The organism is uncultured Mailhella sp. (assembly GCF_944324575.1).
Taxonomy (GTDB): Bacteria; Desulfobacterota; Desulfovibrionia; order Desulfovibrionales; family Desulfovibrionaceae; genus Mailhella.
Genome location: NZ_CALUWV010000009.1, coordinates 1 through 15,949, shown reverse-complemented (window position 1 = coordinate 15,949; position 15,949 = coordinate 1). Strand labels below are relative to the sequence as shown.

13 protein-coding genes and 1 pseudogene are annotated in these 15,949 nt (G+C 62.9%); 7 read left to right on the top strand and 7 right to left on the bottom strand.

The window, feature by feature from the left end:
• Positions 1-60: 60 nt before the first annotated feature.
• Complete coding sequence (locus Q0J81_RS02130; protein ID WP_294445779.1) at positions 61-741, bottom strand: septal ring lytic transglycosylase RlpA family protein; 681 nt, start codon at positions 739-741, stop codon at positions 61-63.
• Positions 742-1,177: 436 nt separating this feature from the next.
• Between Q0J81_RS02130 and Q0J81_RS02125 the strand changes: the two genes are divergently transcribed.
• Positions 1,178-4,297: a hypothetical protein gene (locus Q0J81_RS02125; protein WP_294445778.1), complete on the top strand. Its 3,120-nt coding sequence runs from the start codon at positions 1,178-1,180 to the stop codon at positions 4,295-4,297.
• 306 nt (positions 4,298-4,603) lie between these two features.
• Here the strand turns inward: Q0J81_RS02125 and Q0J81_RS02120 are convergent, their stop codons facing one another.
• Positions 4,604-5,068 carry a tRNA (cytidine(34)-2'-O)-methyltransferase gene (locus Q0J81_RS02120; RefSeq protein WP_294445809.1) on the bottom strand — a complete coding sequence of 155 codons (465 nt, stop codon included), beginning with the start codon at positions 5,066-5,068 and terminating at the stop codon, positions 4,604-4,606.
• Between the two features lie 570 nt (positions 5,069-5,638).
• Between Q0J81_RS02120 and Q0J81_RS02115 the strand changes: the two genes are divergently transcribed.
• The 6 genes from Q0J81_RS02115 to Q0J81_RS02090 all read left to right on the top strand — a co-directional run bounded on the left by Q0J81_RS02115 (position 5,639) and on the right by Q0J81_RS02090 (position 11,899).
• The gene (locus Q0J81_RS02115) at positions 5,639-6,472 is read left to right on the top strand and encodes a histidinol-phosphatase (RefSeq protein WP_294445777.1); all 834 of its coding nucleotides are present in this window, start codon (positions 5,639-5,641) and stop codon (positions 6,470-6,472) included.
• Positions 6,473-6,686: 214 nt separating this feature from the next.
• Positions 6,687-7,547, top strand: coding sequence for a zinc metalloprotease HtpX (locus Q0J81_RS02110; RefSeq protein ID WP_294445775.1), 861 nt, complete (start codon positions 6,687-6,689; stop codon positions 7,545-7,547).
• Positions 7,548-7,700: 153 nt separating this feature from the next.
• Positions 7,701-9,230, top strand: a complete 1,530-nt coding sequence (locus Q0J81_RS02105) for a hypothetical protein (RefSeq protein WP_294445774.1) — start codon at positions 7,701-7,703, stop codon at positions 9,228-9,230.
• A gap of 117 nt (positions 9,231-9,347) precedes the next feature.
• Positions 9,348-9,779 carry a glutaredoxin family protein gene (locus tag Q0J81_RS02100; protein ID WP_294445773.1) on the top strand — a complete coding sequence of 144 codons (432 nt, stop codon included), beginning with the start codon at positions 9,348-9,350 and terminating at the stop codon, positions 9,777-9,779.
• Entirely contained in the window at positions 9,757-10,086 is a 330-nt protein-coding gene (locus tag Q0J81_RS02095) for a ferredoxin-thioredoxin reductase catalytic domain-containing protein (protein ID WP_294445772.1), read from the top strand. The genes Q0J81_RS02100 and Q0J81_RS02095 overlap by 23 nt, the downstream gene beginning before the upstream one ends.
• A gap of 322 nt (positions 10,087-10,408) precedes the next feature.
• Positions 10,409-11,899, top strand: coding sequence for a histidine-type phosphatase (locus Q0J81_RS02090; protein WP_294445770.1), 1,491 nt, complete (start codon positions 10,409-10,411; stop codon positions 11,897-11,899).
• Positions 11,900-12,008: 109 nt separating this feature from the next.
• On the opposite strand, the gene trpA is transcribed toward Q0J81_RS02090, so the two are convergent.
• The 5 genes and pseudogenes from trpA to Q0J81_RS02065 all read right to left on the bottom strand — a co-directional run.
• Entirely contained in the window at positions 12,009-12,779 is a 771-nt protein-coding gene (gene trpA, locus Q0J81_RS02085) for a tryptophan synthase subunit alpha (protein ID WP_294445769.1), read from the bottom strand.
• 33 nt (positions 12,780-12,812) lie between these two features.
• Positions 12,813-13,982, bottom strand: coding sequence for a tryptophan synthase subunit beta (gene trpB / locus Q0J81_RS02080; RefSeq protein WP_294445768.1), 1,170 nt, complete (start codon positions 13,980-13,982; stop codon positions 12,813-12,815).
• Positions 13,979-14,635 carry a phosphoribosylanthranilate isomerase gene (locus Q0J81_RS02075; RefSeq protein WP_294445767.1) on the bottom strand — a complete coding sequence of 219 codons (657 nt, stop codon included), beginning with the start codon at positions 14,633-14,635 and terminating at the stop codon, positions 13,979-13,981. The genes trpB and Q0J81_RS02075 overlap by 4 nt, the downstream gene beginning before the upstream one ends.
• Entirely contained in the window at positions 14,625-15,443 is an 819-nt protein-coding gene (locus tag Q0J81_RS02070; protein WP_294445766.1) for an indole-3-glycerol-phosphate synthase, read from the bottom strand. Before Q0J81_RS02070 ends, Q0J81_RS02075 begins: the two co-directional genes overlap by 11 nt.
• Positions 15,440-15,949: pseudogene (locus Q0J81_RS02065) on the bottom strand (anthranilate phosphoribosyltransferase); the annotation flags it as partial. The pseudogene Q0J81_RS02065 and the gene Q0J81_RS02070, both read right to left, overlap by 4 nt.

Genomic DNA, 15,949 nt, shown 5'->3' with positions numbered 1-15,949 from the left:
ATCAGAATGCGGCGTCTCTCACGCGCCGCGGGGCGGTCCGCCTTTTCCGGGGGCGGACGCCTACCTTTCGGCCACGGCCTGAATGGCCGGGGCCATGGAGTTTTTCTCCGCAAGCATGATGCTGGCGCCGGGGTGGGTAGTGGCCACGCGCACCAGCGCATCCTGCGATTCCTGGAAGCTGGCATACGGACCGATGGCCATGACGCCGTCGCGCGTATGCAGCAGAGAAGCCGCGTCGTACATTCCCAGGCATATGAGCCGGCGCAACTGCTGCGCCACAGCGTCGAAGGATACCTGAGTCTCCGCCAGCTTGACGAAGAATGCCTGCGACCGCAACAGAGGATGTCCCTTGCTGTCTCCGACAATTTCAAGGGTCACCGGGGAAACGCCCGCCTCGGAAAGACCGAGGCTGTCGGCGGCCGCGTACGACAAGTCGATGATTCTGTTTTTGGAATAGGGGCCGCGGTCGTTGATGCGCACGATGACGCTTTTGCCGCTGGCCTTGTTTTCCACTTTGACCAGTGTGCCGAGGGGAAGCGTGCGATGGGCCGCCGTCATGGCGAACATATCGAAGGCTTCTCCCGTAGCGGTAGACTTTCCGTGATGCCAGGGGCCGTACCATGAGGCCACACCCGACTGGAAAGAGGCATCCTGGCCATAAGCCGACGGCAGAGCAAGAAGCAGGCACAAAAGCCATGCTCCGACAAATGCCATCAGACTTCGGGAGGAAGATGATGTCATGCAGACTCCGGGTTGAGATGAAATCACGCGACCGATCCGTCTGCGATCCTGGCTGCGTGGAGCGGAAATCGCCCTTTTTCCTCTGCCCGCCGCGATCACTCCCGGAACGGGGCGCGGCTCCGATGCGCGAAGGCAAGCCGAAAGTCCATCCTGCGGAAGGCCTCGGGGAGCGGAGGAAAACGACGGGAATCCGGCATGCTGAAGGCGTCTGCCGATACCCGTACAAGTCTCATAGGGGCATGATTATCTCATCCGGCAGAATTTATGTCAAGCCGGTCTGTATAATGAAGCGATTTCTTCTGTAAAAGCACTGTGGCGCAGCTCTTTGGACTGCAATATTTTCCACCCCTTTCCCCGCTTTCCCCGTCCTGCGCCTTGCGTCCGGGTGCACGTCGTACTACTATGAAAAGCCCATTTCACTGCCGCAGGTACCGCCATGACACACCGCTCCATCCGCTTCGATCCTCAGGACTATCAGCTTCTCACCATGATCAACAGGACGGTGACGAAAAGCCAGAAGGGACTTTCCAGCCTCATGCCCCAGCTCAGTCCTTCCGGCATCATGGAGCTGGCCGTTCCCGTAGAGCTGCGCATGGCCTCGGCCGTGCTGCGCCTGCTCGATACGCTCTCCCAGGGCCGGGCCGACGACAGAATAGAAGCGCTGGCCGCCCTGCGCGACGAAGTGCTCGTCATCGCGCGCACGTCGCTGCGCATCAACACCGGGCGCGTGCTCGTGCAGCTCATGAAGGAGCTCGTGCGCGCCCACGGCGACTTTGAAACACAGCTCCGTCTCGCTCACGACTTCCGGCAGGCGGCAAGCGGTCGTCACGCCGTGGTACGACGTCTGCTGCACCGCTACTTCATGCTCGAAATGCCCGAGGACTGGAATCAGGCCGTGTTCGACAACCACGTACACGACGCCAATACCAAGGGGCGCAAGAACGCCACGCACCTCATCATGGACGCATGGCTCAAGGGCATACGCTCGCTCACTGTCATCTACTACAACTACGTCGCTCCCGAGGCGGCAAGCGAGCTCATACGCGCCGCGCGCATCATGGGCATCACCGTACGCATAGGTCTGCTCTTCCACGCGCCGCATATGGGACGTCTTGTCGATCTCATCTGGATTCCCCGCGGCTTCACCAACGACGAAGACTTCATCGCCTTTCTGTCCTCCCCGGCCATGTCCACGCTCATGAACGAAGGCCGCGCCGCCACGCGCTGGCTGGAAAAACGCCTTCTTCGCCTGCTCGATGACTGGAACAAGAACGAACGCGCCCGTCTTGCACCCCTGCTGCACACCATGCCCGAGCCTCTCGACCCGCATGAATTCATGATCTTTGTGGGACACGGGCAGGCCTCGCTGCTGCATCTGGCCGAATTCATCCACAAAAAACTCTTTGCCCTGCTTGAAAAGCGCGCGCTCGACGTGCGCGAAGCGCTCGACTCGCCCGACACCCCGAACGAACAGCGTCCGGAGCTTCTGCATACGCTTGAAGAGCTTGACAGGTTCACCACCGAAGTCGTACTCACCCGCCTGAACGATCCCGAGCTCTTTCCCCGGACGGCCACGCTTCAGAACGCCTGCGAATCCGCCGACTGCCCGGATCTTCTCAATCAGACGCCCCTGCACCTGCTCACGCGCCTGTGCGACCTCAAGAGCGGCTGCCGCATCACCCTGAACCTCGCGCGCCTCACCGCCGAAGACGTGCTCAATCTGCTCTGGGACTGTCAGGGCCGCATCACGCACCTTGAACTTTTCAATCTCAAGGACTGGCAGAACGGCGACATGGAGCATCTGCAGTCCATCAATGAACTTCAGCGGGCCATCAATGAAGGCAGCGTGCCGAGGCTCAAGCAGATCATCATCGGCATGCTGCGCGAGGCCGGAGCCGCACCCGGCATTTCCGAGGAAGACAGCTTCAGCACGCCGCGCGGCAGCGCCACGCTCCATTCCGCCGACGCGCCGAAATCGCCGCGCGTGCGCAAGCTGCGCATCATTCTGCAGAACATTCCCGTGCTCTGCGGCTACTATCAGACCGCCAAGCTTCGCGCCACCATGGGCACGGACTCCACGAGCCGCCCGGGACATCGCTACGGCATGGGGCTCGCCTATCCCGAAACGCTGCCGCTGCGCGCCCGCAGAGAACTCAACGATCCCCGTCGTTCAGCCCACCTTCTGCTGCCGCTGCGCACCGAGCTGCTCGAACAGGTGACCTACAGTTCCGACGCTCCGGGAGAAGAACCTTCCCGTCTGGTCTCGTTCATGCGCCGTCTCCCGGGACTGCGCCATTTCGGCAAGAACCGCCTCACGGAATGGACGCCCGTTTCGGAAAACACCGTGGTGTGCAACGACGGCAACTGCTCCATAGCCACGGCCGACACAAGCGCCACGCAGGGCAACATCATCACGCTCGGCGGCACGGACTCCAGCCTCTCCAACGGCTTCATGCCCGCGCATCACAACAGGGAAAGCCTGCTCGAGAAAAGCCGCTATCTCAATACGGGGCTTGCCAATGTCCTGCGCGTCATCGTGGGCTTCATTCCCGCGTGGCTTTCCTTCCTCTTTACCCAGACGGGCTGGCTCGCATGGCTCGGCGCGCCGCTCTGGTTTCTCATTTCCGGCCTGCGCAACATTCTTCAGGCCGTGCTCGGCAGCGGCGGGCTGCACCGTTCCTCGGTGCTGCACTGGAAAAGCTACGTAAGCTGGTCCAGCCTGTATGTGTCGCTCATGTACAACGGCCTGTCCGTGGTGATTCTCGAACCCGTGCTCCGCTGCCGCATTCTGGAACAGGGCATGGGCATAAACGCCGTCAACGCCCCCGTCGCCACCTACGCCGCGCTCATGGGCTGCTGCGGCGTCTTCAAGGTAGCCACCCATCTCATGCGCGGCTTCTCCATGAAAAACATCCTCACGGACACAGGCTGCACGCTGCTCTCTCTGCCGCTCGCCCTGATCATCCACGGCGTTCTTCTTTTTCTCATTACATCCTCGGGAGACAGTCCGGAAGCTCTGGCGGCCGCGGCCGTGTTCGTGGTCAAACTCGCCTCCGATACGGTCATCGGCGTCGTGGACGGCATTGTGGACAGGGAAAGCAACATCCGCAGGCGCATGGCCGACTACAGAAGCCGCCTGCACGAATCCCTCGCCCTCTACGGCAAGCTCGAGGAACTCTTCCCGGAAAAGAACGTCATGTCCCTTCTCGCCCGGCCGGACGCCCTTCCCCGCACGCTGAACGCCATCGACCCCCGTCTGTGGCTCGACATGGTCATCAACGCCCTCGATCTCATGTACTTCTGGTTTTATCAGCCGCGGGCCAACTACGCGCTCGACCTTTTCCTGCGCCGCTTTTCCCGAAGCGAACGACAGGTGCTTCTGCGCATGCAGCAGATTCTCATGCTTGAACGTGAAGTCAGTCAGCTTCTGGTGGATGGTCTCGTGGGGCGCAACTTTGCCGCGCCGCTGTCGTTCTATCTTGCCAGAAACGAAGAGTATCTGCGTCAGATGAAAGCCGTGTGCCTGCCGGAGGAACAGAACCAGCGCCCGTCATGACGGATGATGCCGGTCGAAGGCCGGACAGAAACAGACAGGGGGAACGCCGTACATGGACGCTCCCCCTTTTTCACACCATCGGCAAAAGGACGGACGGCAGAACAAAAAGCCCTTTCTGTTCTGCGGACTCCGCCAAAAGGCCGGCTTTTGACCATGAAGCAACTTCCCTCGAGATGACCGGAAAAAACGCCTGCCTCACGGCGCGTCCCGCCCGGCATGCGCAGAACGTCGGATCTGTTCGCGCAGGGGACGCCTGACGGCATGAAGAAAACGGAAGAAAAGTCCTGCCGCGTTGACTTCCCGGCATTACGCCGGCCACTCGTCCAGCGCGTTCAGAGAAGCGAGGGCCATGTAGAGAATGATGCCTGCGGAAGTGGAAAGATTGAGGCTTCGTATGCAGCTTCTCACCGGAATGCGCACGTGCTCTGCCGCCAGGGCCTGCACGACGGCGGGAAGGCCCGTGGATTCCGGGCCGAAAAGCAGGCTGTCCTTCGGAGAAAAAACGAAGCGGTGCACGTCGCTTCCGCCCCGCGCGCTGGTGGAAATCAGTCTTCGCCCCGCGCCGTCCGCCTGAAGATAGGCGTCGAGGGAGGGCCATACGGACACGTCGACGTGCGGCCAGTAGTCGAGCCCGGCCCGACGCAGATGCCTGTCGTCAATGGCAAAGCCCAGAGGCTCGATGAGGTGCAGACGCGTGCCCGTACCCGCGCACAGTCTTGCGATGTTGCCGGTGTTCGGCGGAATTTCGGGATGATAGAGAACGATGTGCAGCATGACGTTTCCGCCGGAAGTGGTCGGACCGGAGAATCCGAACGGGCCCGAAGAAAAACGTCCGTGCCTAAAAGCGCGGACGTCATGAAAGACGGCGGACGAACATCCGCCGCAGAGCAACGAACATCAGAACGGAAGACCGCCCTCTGCGCTTCTCCGACCGCGCCTCGGACAGAACTCCGACCGGACGCGGACGACGCTCCGCCGTTACGGAGAGCCGTTCGGGACACGTTCCGAAAAGACGCGGCGAAGCTGTCGCCGCACCCGCATCAATGATGCCTGTTGGGGCTGGTCTTCTTGATGTAGGTAAGGGCGCAGATCACCGCGATGATGCCGACGAAGAAGAAAAGGTAGTCCATGACGCTCTCCTGTGCTTGTGATTCACCCTGAACGGGCGAACGATGCCTGTTCACCATATCCCTTCCATGAGCTTTCTGCAAGAGCGACGGGGGAAACGGCGCACTCTTTTTCCCCGTTCCGGGGACGCCTGCGGCGCCGTGCGCGCATTGCGGGCCGAAGTTGCCTGCGCTATCATGCTCCCGAAAACTTTCACTCATGCAGGAATGAGCCATGATACGAGTCGATCTTCACACGCATACCAACCACTCCCATGCACGGGACAGCGTCCGGCAGATGTTCGAGGCCGGGCAGGAAAAGGGCCTCATCGTGCAGGGATTCTCCGAACATTCGCCGAGACCCGAGGGCTACGACTATCCCGAGGAGTACCGGGAGCACCTTGCCGCCACCTTTGACGACTATCTTGCCGAAGTGTCGGCGCTGCGGGACGAGCAGACCCCGCGCGGCATACGCGTGCTGCTCGGGCTCGAGGTGGACTGGTTTGAGGACGAAGTGCCCTGCCTCCGCGACATGACGACGGCCCATGAATACGACTATCTCATCGCGGGCATACATTTCCTCGGCCGCTGGGGCTTTGATTCCGCCGCCGCCGACTGGGCGCCGCTTTCCTTTGAGGAGCGCTGCGCCCTGTATGCACGCTACTACCGCACCATGAAGGCCATGGCCGAAACGAGGCTGTTCAACATCGTGGCCCATCCCGACCTCATCAAGATTTTCTCCGTGGAGGACTTTCATCGCTGGCTGGATGCGCCCGGAAGCATGGATCTCATAGGCGACGCGCTCACCGCCGTGCGGGACGCGGGCATGGCCATGGAAATTTCCTCCGCAGGTCTGCGCAAGCCCTGCCGTGAAGTCTACCCCGGCCCGAAGATTCTGAAGCTTGCCAGAAACCTCGGTCTGCCCATCACCTTCGCGTCGGACAGCCACGCCACGGAACAGGTCGCCTGGAACTTCGACACGCTCGCCCGCTGCGCCGCCGCCGAAGGCTGGAAGGAAAGCCTGGTTTTCTGCCGGGGCACCGTGACGGCCATGCCTTTCGCGGACTGAACGGGGCGCAGGCCTTCCGCACGCCCGAGGCGCGCCTTTCCGCCGCACGCCATGATGCGCCGGGGAATATTCCCCGGCGCGTTTCGCTGCCTTTTTCCTGCCGCCGTCTCTTCCGCCGTCTGCAACAATTTGCAAGCATTCCGCCCTTGGCACGGACGCAAAGCGTGGTTATTCTTTCCTGCATGGCCTTCATGACCACAACACAGGAGCAAACATGACCAGCCAACTCAAGACCCTTCTGCTCATGGCCGGCCTTTCCGCCGTTCTCATCGTCATGGGCAGCGCTCTCGGCGGACGTCAGGGCATCATCATCGCCCTTGTCTTCGCTGTCATCATGAACATCGGAAGCTACTGGTTTTCCGACAAAATCGTGCTTTCCATGTACCGGGCGCAGGAGCTTGCTCCGGAAGACGCGCCCATGGTGCATCAGATAGTGGAAGAGCTCGCCCAACGAGCCGGCGTGCCCAAGCCCCGCCTTTTCATCGTGCCGCAGGAAGCGCCCAACGCCTTCGCTACGGGGCGCGATCCGGAGCACGGCGTCATTGCCGTGACGCAGGGCATCATGCACCTTCTTCCGCCGGAACAGCTGCGCGGCGTGCTGGCGCATGAAATGGCGCACATCGCCCATCGCGACATTCTCATTCAGACCGTGGCAGGCGTGATCGCCTCGGCCATCACGGCCATAGCCAACATGCTGCAGTTCTCCATGATCTTCGGCGGCTCGCGCGACGAGGAGGGCAACAGCAACCCCCTGGCCGCCATTGCCATGATGATTCTCGGCCCGCTGGCCGCCACCCTCATTCAGATGGCCATTTCCCGCCGCCGCGAATACATGGCCGATGCCTCGGGCGCCGAATACTGCGCCGATCCCATGGCCCTTGCCGGAGCGCTGAACAATCTCGACGCCTACAGCCGTCACATTCCCATGCAGGCCAACCCGGCCACGGAAAACATGTTCGTCGTATCGCCGCTTACCGGCGACACCATGCGCCGCATGTTCAGCACCCATCCTCCCATGGAGGAACGCATAGCCAACCTTCAGGAAATGGCCCGCACCGGCCGTTATCCCGGCTGACGCTCCTTCAGGCAGCAAACGCAGCCTTTCGGGCGGAGTCCGCATCTTCGGACTCCGCCCTTTTTTCGCGCCTCACTTTCGCCTTGCTTTTCCTCCGGCTTTACGACACCCTTTCTGCAACTTCCGGCAGCCTTTTTCCGCACAGGACTTTTCATGATGAAACCTCTCTTTTCCGCTCCCGACAGCTTTTCCCGGCGCGCGCTGGAACGGCTGTTTCCCATTCTCGACAGCGTCATGCCCATGAACGGCGCACAAAGGCGCGACCTTGCCATGGCCTGCCGCGACCTTTCCGCCACGCTCACCACGGAACGCAACGCCCTCGCCCGTCCGTACTGGACCTCGCCGCGCCTCACCTCGGCATACCTGCGCTACTTTCTGCCCTGGAACCTCGTACGGCTTTCCGCCCTGCTGCCCGGCCTCGACTTCGGACGCATTCCCGACGAGCCCGTCATTCTCGACATGGGCAGCGGCCCGCTCACGCTGCCCATCGCGCTGTGGATGTCCCGCCCGGATCTTCGCGAGCGCCCCGTCACGCTCATTGCGAGCGACACAACGCCCCACATTCTGGAACTCGGCCGGAAGATTTTCGACGCGCTGCGCGCCGAACTTTCCCCGGAAAATCCCTGGACGCTGCGCACCATGCGCGCCTCGGTCACGCAGGCCCCGCGCCGCGTGTACGCAAAGCCCGGCAGCCTGTGGATGATGAGCATGGGCAACGTGCTCAACGAAATGGAGGAGCGCCGCGCAAAGCCCGGACATCAGATGGCGGACCGGATGCGCGAACTTCTGGAAAGCTCGGCGGAAATGCTGTGCGAAAACGGCCTTCTTCTCTCCGTGGAACCGGGCACGCGGCAGGGCGGACGCCTTGTGGCGCACCTTCGCAAGAGTGCTCTCGGCGGCGTGGAGGAAGAACCGGAATATGAGGACCTCACGGCCTTCGCCCTTCGCGAGGAGCAGGCGGGACGCCGGGAGGAAGAAGACGACTGGGACGACGACATGGACGATTTCGGCCTGCCGCCTCTCTTCATGCCCCTTTCGCCCTGCCCTCACGCCGGAAGCTGCCCCATGCTGGACCGGCGCACCACGGCATGGTGTCATATGAACGCCCCGGCCGACCACGCGCCCGAGTCCCTGCGCACCCTTTCCGCCCGCGCCGGTCTCGACAAGGACTCCGTCAGCCTCTCCTTCCTGCTCATGCGCAGAATGAGCCTTGAGGAAATAGAAAACTTCACGCCCCCCGAACGGCCGGAAAACCGCCGCGTCGCCGCGCGCATCATTTCCGACGCCTTCGTGGTTCCGGGCTATCCCGGCCGTGCCCGCTATGCCTGTTCGCCCCTCGGCCTTTCGCTCATTCCGGACTCTTCCCATCTGCCCGCCGGTGCGCTCTGCGAGGCACGCGTCACCCGCGAAAGGGACATGAAGTCCCGCGCCGTCATTCTTTCGCTGGAAGACGCCCCCGGCCGTTTCCGCCACGCCCCGGGCCCCCATGAAGAGCGCCGCCGCCACGACGGGCGGGAGGAAAAAAGAACCTTGCCGGCTCCGCGTCGTGATCGCCCCGGGCAGCGCCGTGACCGGCAGGAGCGCGACGGCGGCCGCACTCACCGAACGGAGGGCGGCAGAAAAAGAAGCCCGGCCGGATTCCGCCGCGACGATCGCGGAGGCAGGGGCTTCAGCCGGGGCTGATTTCGCGACGTACGTTTTTTCTGCGTCGCAAACACATTGCCTCTGGCTTTTTTTCTCAAAAGGAGCATACTTTTCCCATCCGCCGCAGGCGGAGCATTCCTGCAAGGAGATCATTCCATGAATTCCACCGTCGCTCTCTTGGCCGCCGTTGTCGTCATCGTCATCATCGCGGTCCTCGTTCTGCGAAAGAAGAAATCCTCCGAGCCCGGTTCCGCCAAGTCCGAGAACGAAAAGCCTCAGGGCGATCAGGAACTCTATGCGCTCGGCATGAATCCCATTTCCGAAAAGCCCATCATGTACGCCCTCACCACCTGCCAGCACTGCAAGAACACAAGAAAGTTCCTTGATGCCAACAATGTAGACTACATTGTCATCTATCTGGACGAGTATTCCGGCTCGCAGCGTTCCGATCTCATGGAAAAAGTGCGTACCTACAATCCTCGCGGAACGTTCCCCACGATTCTGGTGCCCGGGGGCAAGGTCATCGTGGGATTCCGCAAACAGCTCATGCAGGAGGCACTGCTTCATGACGCCGGAACAACTGCTTGAACATCTGGCAAAATGCGCCGAAACCAAGGGGTACTACCTTCACGCCGACCATGAGCATTGTCTCGGCACGGCGGAAAGCCTGCTGGCCAACAAGGAGCGCTACGGCTACATGTGCTGTCCGTGCCGCCTGGCCTGTGCGGACAAGCAGCAGGACAGCGACATCATCTGTCCGTGCGTCTACCGCGACGCCGACATCGCCGAATACGGAGCCTGCTTCTGCTCCTTCTACGTTTCCAAGGAACACAAGGACGACCCGGACTTCTTCCCCGATGTCGAGGAGCGGCGGGATCCTTCCCGGGGACTGTAGCCCCACCTTCTTTCAACTGAACGCGCGCGGATGCGGACCGCCCTGACGGGCGGCCTGTGTCTGCGCGCTTTTTTCAGGCGCAGCGCTTCGCCTCCGAGAGTCCGCCTGATTGTCGGAGGATGAAAGGTCTGCCGCTTCTTACGGCCGCATCCGCCTCCTGCTTTCGGCCGTCATTCCGAACGGAAGCGTTCCGAATGCTGCCCCGGGCGAACTGCCGCCCGGCATGACAAAAATCCGAAAGCGTCAGGCTATAACGTCAAAATCCTTGCCCGTCTCCGCAGCGCGTGACATACTTTTTCAAAAAAAGGAAAAGGAGCTTGCCATGCGCCGCGTTTCCGTGCTTGCCGCCCTTGCTGCGGCCGTTCTCAGCTTTTCTCTCCCCGCTCATTCCGACGCGCAGGCCGCCTCCGGGGTGAACGCACCCCGGCTCCTCAAGGTGGTGGCCCTGAGCCGCCACGGCGTGCGCTCGCCCACGCAGTTGCCGGAAACGCTTTCCGCCTGGGGCTCCAATGAATGGCCGGGCTGGAGCGTCGCCCCCGGCCATCTCACGGATCGCGGCGAGGCGCTCATCGAAGGCGAATGGACGGGCCTGCGGGAGTCTCTGGCCTTCGACGGTCTGCTTCCCGCCTCCGAATGTCCGCAGAAGGGCAGCGTGTTCATCTACGCCGACAACGAGGAGCGCACCCTTGCCACGGCAGGGGCCATGCTCGACGGTCTGGCCCCGGGCTGCGGCATGACCATCGCATCCGGAGCCAAGGCGCGGGACCCGCTCTTTCATCCCGTTCAGGGCGGCCTCATGCCCCCGCCCGATCTGTCGGCAAGAGAAAGGGAAAACCTTGCCGGAGAGCTTGCCGCCGTGCGCTCCGACATGGACAGGCGCATGGCGGAACTTTCCGCCATTCTCGGCCCGGCCTCTCCCAGGCTCTGCCCTCCGGGCGAAATCCCCTGCACGCTGAGCGACATTCCCACATCCCTTATTTTTCCCCGGGCAGGCTCCCGGGAGGGCGTCGCGCTCCGCGGCGGACTCGCCATAGCCTCGACCGCCGCGGAAGTTCTCCTGCTGGAAAGTCTGGAGTGGCCGCAGCGCTCCCTGATCATTCCGGCTGAGGTGCCCGTCACGCAGCCCAAGGGGCCGGGAACGCCGGTGGAACAAAAGGCCAGAGAGATCATTCTTGCGCCGAGGAGCGACAGACCGGGCGTCATGCCGCTGCCCTACAGAAGCCGCTGGGAACCGGCCCCCGCTCAGGTCTCTCACGGCGACATTCTGGTGAATCCCACCACCGCGCTGCATCTTCTGCCCGTGCACACCCGCGTGCAGAACGCGCTTCAGCGCTTCCCCGCCATAGCCAGACAGGAAGGCATGCCGCTTCTTCTCTTCATGACAGAGGCACTTGCCGGAACCTCCCCCCTGAAGGAAGCCAATGACGCCGATCTCGTCATTCTCTCCGGGCACGACACCAACATCGTCAACGTGGCAGGGCTGCTCGGGGTGCACTGGAACAACGCGCCGTTCCCGAGAGACAGCACGCCCCCCGGCTCCATGCTCGTGTTCCGGCTCTGGGACACCCCGCAGGGGCGCATGGTTCAGGCCTCCTTCCAGTGTCAGACCACCGCGGCCCTTCTGAGCACCGATGAAAGCGTCATGGCCGAGGCCGCGCTCAGGCAGGAGCCGCTCATTCTGCCCGGCTCCTTCGCGCAGACGCCCGCAGGCCCGGGTCTGCCCGCAGACGCATTCCTGGCCTCCGTGCGCGCCATGGCGGGAGCAACGCTTGACGCCGGACTCACCAGGCTCTTCTCAGACCGCAAGCCGTAAAAAAGGGCGGCCCGGGCCGCCCCTCCGAAAAAAGCCGTTTCAGGCGAATGCTGGAAAAAGCCTCCTCTGCCATGCCTTGCAGGGGAGGCCTTTTGCAAAGTGCGTTCCGTTACGCCCGCCACGCCCGGATGAAGTCCGCAGGAGCCTTCCCCTCCGCAATGTGGCGCAGAAGCGCGCTGCCGAACACTGCTGCGTCTGGCCGCAAGTCGTCCGGCAGCATGGCCAGCTGCCCGGGAGCGCGCAGGCCGAAGCCAAGCGCCACCGGCAGAGAAAACACGCGCCTCGCACGGGAAAGCACGTCCGTCACTTCGGGGGGAAGGCTTTTTCTCTCGCCCGTTGTGCCCATGACGGACACCACGTACACGTAAGCGTCCGACACGTCCGCGTAAAGCTTCATGCGCTCCTCGCTCGTGTTCGGCCCCACCAGAGGAATAAGCGCCAGCCCGTGCGCCGAGAGCGCCGCGCGCATGTCGGCCGCCTCGTCGTAGGGCAGATCAGGCACGATGAGGCCGTGAACGCCGACTTCCTGCGCGTCGCGGGCAAGTTTCTCAAGCCCGTACTGCAGAAAGGGGTTCATGTAGCCCATGAGCACGAGACCGGCCCGGAACGCTCCCCGGCGATCGCGCAGCCCCTCAATGATACCGTGCAGCGTGACGCCGTTTTCAAGCGCCTTCACCGACGCCGCTTCCACCACGGGCCCGTCGGCCACGGGATCGGAGAAGGGCACGCCTATCTCAATGACGTCCGAACCGGCAGCGTCCAGCTCGGTCACGACGTTCCAGAAGGTTTCCGGGGTCGGATACCCCGCCGTCACAAAGGGAATGAGCGCCGTGCGTCCCTCGGCTGCGGCGTCCCGTATCTTTTTTTCCAGAATATGCATAGTGTGTTCCTTCACGGTTCTGCCGTTTGTCGCTCAGAGTCCGAGCGCCTTTTCCACAATGTCCATGTCCTTGTCGCCGCGGCCGGAAAGGTTGACCAGCACGCGGCTGCCGGGCTCAAAGTCTCCTGCGTGTGCCAGCACATACGCAAGTGCATGGGACGATTCCAGCGCGGGAAGTATGCCTTCCACACGGCAGAGCGTCTGAAAGGCGTCGAGCGCCTCATGATCGTAGGCCACGGCGTACTTCACGCGTCCCGCGGCGGCAAGATGCGCATGCTCCGGTCCCACGCCCGGATAGTCCAGTCCCGCGGAAATGGAGCCCGAAGGCAGAATCTGCCCGTCATCGTCCTGCAGCAGCATGGTGTATTCCCCGTGCAGCACGCCGGGGCGGCCGAGATTGATGGCCGCCGAATGCATGCAGCCGGGCTCTCCCGTGCCTCCAGCTTCCACGCCTATGATCTTCACCGACGCATCGGGCACAAAGGCCGAGAACATGCCTATGGCATTGGAACCGCCGCCCACGGCCGCAACCACGTAGTCGGGCAGGCTTCCCGTGCGCTCAAGCATCTGAGCGCGGGCCTCGCGGCCGATGACGCTCTGAAATTCCCGGACGAGATCGGGGAACGGGTACGGTCCCGCCGCCGTGCCGAAGCAGTAATGCGTGGTCTTCTGCAGGGAAATCCAGGCGCGAAGCGCGGCGTTTATGGCATCCTTCAGCGTACGGGAACCGCTTTCCACAGCCACCACGTCCGCGCCCAGAAGACGCATTCTGCGCACGTTGGCGGACTGGCGCTCGGCGTCTTCCGCGCCCATGTACACGGTGCACTTCATGCCGAGTCTTGCCGCGGCAGCCGCCGTGGCCACGCCGTGCTGCCCCGCGCCCGTTTCGGCAATGAGCGAGGTCTTGCCCATATGTTTGGCCAAAAGCGCCTGACCGAGCGTGTTGTTTATCTTGTGCGCGCCGGTGTGCAGAAGATCCTCGCGCTTGAGCCACAGCTCGAAACCGAGTTTTTCGGAAAGCCCGGGACAGAAAGTGAGCGGCGTCTCGCGGCCGGCATAGTTCTTCAGAAGATCGTCAAGCTCCTTCCGAAAGGTCTCGGAAGGCAGTATGTCCTTCATGGCCTCCTCAAGTTCCATGAGCGGAGGCATGAGCAGCTCGGGCACGAAACGCCCGCCGAAATCACCGAAATATCCCTTTTTCATCGTTCGTCACCTTCCTGTACGTCCGTGTCCCGGCATCCACGCGCCCTTTCCTGCGCGCGTACCGCGGCCACGGCTCTTTCCATGAGTTCCCCGCTCTTTTTCCCCGGGGAGATTTCCAGTCGGGAATTGAAGTCCAGCCCGTCGGGAGAACAGGCCGAAAGCGCCCTTTCCACGTTGTCCGGCCCGAGCCCGCCCGAAAGAAACCACGGATGAGGGAACCGGAGAGTCCAGAGCGAAGGCCAGTCGAGCTGTCTGCCGCTGCCCATGCCCGCGTCGAGAAGATACAGGCCGCAGGTTCCGGCAAAGGCGTCTATGGCGCGCTGCAGCTCCGCCGTTGAAGCATGATTTCCGGGCCAGAGCACGCGGATGACCTTCTCTGCGGGAAAGCGTGCGGCAAACTCCGCGCTCTGGCCGCCGTGCAGCTGAATGAGATCGAGACCCGCATCACGCACGATGTCCCGTATCTCCTCCGCGCTCTGCCGCACGAACACGCCCGTGCGCTTCATGCCGTGCGTGTCGAGCGCGGCAACCTCGCGCGCCGTCACGTTGCGCGGACTGGGGGCGTGAAACACGAACCCGCACATATCCACGCCGAGCGCGGCCGCCTCGTCGATGAGCGTCTGTTCGCTCATGCCGCAGATTTTAATTCTCACGTCTCTTCTCCCCGTCGTGCAGAAGACGCCGAAGCGCCTTTCCCGGGCAGCCGTCCTTCATGAGCGCCGAGCCCACAAGGGCCGCCGTGAACCCTGCGTTCGCGGCCTCTTCCAGATCGCCGAGGCAGCTCATGCCGCTCGCCGCAATCCAGAGCTCGCCGTCCTTCGGCGGGCACGCCCCGGCAAGATTCAGACAGGCCTGCCGGTCCACTCGAAGCGAGGCAAGATCCCTCGCGTTCACCTGAATGATGCGCGCCCCGCTCTCCCGCGCAAGCTCCACGTCGCGCTCATCGAACACTTCCACCACGGCGTCCACGCCTCCCGCCTCGGCCTGTTCGCGAAGCTCGCGCAGAAGGCGCGCGTCCGGCGTGAGCCTGACGATGAGCAGCACGGCCGAGGCCGGAGAAGCCAGCGTGGCCGCCACCTGAAGCGGATGAAAGATGAAGTCCTTGCGAAGCAGGGGAACTCTGTGCCCCGTGCGTTCCAGAACAGACGCCATGCGGAAGATATAGGAGAGCGAGCCGTGAAAATAACGTTCCTCGGTGAGCACGGAAAGGGCTGACGCGCCGGAGGCGGCGTACTGCACGGCCGCGTCCTCCGGTTCCAGCGACTCGCATATCACGCCGCGCGAGGGCGAGGCCCGCTTGTATTCCGCCAGCACGGCCAGCGGCCCTTCGCCACCGGCCAGAAGGGCCTGACGAAATGAGGGACGAGCGCCCCGCCACGGCGCAAAGGCGTCCGCGCCCATGCGCTCAAGAGCGGCAATCTCGCCCTTTTTGGCCTCGATGAATCTCTCGAGCCCCGTCATGCCAGCACCCTCATGCCCGCGCCTTCGGCCACGCCCTTTCTGGCCATGGCCACGCACTCTTCCATGCTCTTGTCCTCCTCAAGCATGTAAATGGCAAAGGCCGCGTTCACCGTCATCATGTCGCGCATGGCGCGGGGTCCGCGTCCGGCCAGAAGATCCCGGAGCACGGCGGCGGCCTCCTCCTTGTTCTTCACTTCCAGATCCTCGGGCTCGCACGGCTCAAAGCCGTAGAGCGCCGGATCGAACACCACCTCGTCCATGACGCCGTCGGCGATGAGAATGACGCGCGTCTTTCCCATGGTGGTGAGTTCGTCGTAGCCGCCCGCGCCGTTGAACACCGCCACTTTGTGGAAGGGGCGCTTCTGCAGCGTGGCCGCAATGAGCTCGACCTGCTTCGGATCGCCCACGCCCATCATGAGATAATCGGGACAGGCGGGGTTCAGCATGGGGCCGAGCATGTTGAAGAGCGTGCGCATGCCGAGCTGCTTGCGTACCGGCCCCACGTT

Coding starts and splice junctions, on each gene's coding strand:
- Q0J81_RS02090 (WP_294445770.1), top strand. CDS start 10,409: ATGCGCCGCGTTTCCGTGCTTGCCGCCCTTGCTGCGGCCGTTCTCAGC.
- Q0J81_RS02125 (WP_294445778.1), top strand. CDS start 1,178: ATGACACACCGCTCCATCCGCTTCGATCCTCAGGACTATCAGCTTCTC.
- trpA (WP_294445769.1), bottom strand. CDS start 12,779: ATGCATATTCTGGAAAAAAAGATACGGGACGCCGCAGCCGAGGGACGC.
- Q0J81_RS02105 (WP_294445774.1), top strand. CDS start 7,701: ATGATGAAACCTCTCTTTTCCGCTCCCGACAGCTTTTCCCGGCGCGCG.
- Q0J81_RS02110 (WP_294445775.1), top strand. CDS start 6,687: ATGACCAGCCAACTCAAGACCCTTCTGCTCATGGCCGGCCTTTCCGCC.
- Q0J81_RS02100 (WP_294445773.1), top strand. CDS start 9,348: ATGAATTCCACCGTCGCTCTCTTGGCCGCCGTTGTCGTCATCGTCATC.
- Q0J81_RS02130 (WP_294445779.1), bottom strand. CDS start 741: ATGACATCATCTTCCTCCCGAAGTCTGATGGCATTTGTCGGAGCATGG.
- Q0J81_RS02095 (WP_294445772.1), top strand. CDS start 9,757: ATGACGCCGGAACAACTGCTTGAACATCTGGCAAAATGCGCCGAAACC.
- trpB (WP_294445768.1), bottom strand. CDS start 13,982: ATGAAAAAGGGATATTTCGGTGATTTCGGCGGGCGTTTCGTGCCCGAG.
- Q0J81_RS02070 (WP_294445766.1), bottom strand. CDS start 15,443: ATGACGGGGCTCGAGAGATTCATCGAGGCCAAAAAGGGCGAGATTGCC.
- Q0J81_RS02115 (WP_294445777.1), top strand. CDS start 5,639: ATGATACGAGTCGATCTTCACACGCATACCAACCACTCCCATGCACGG.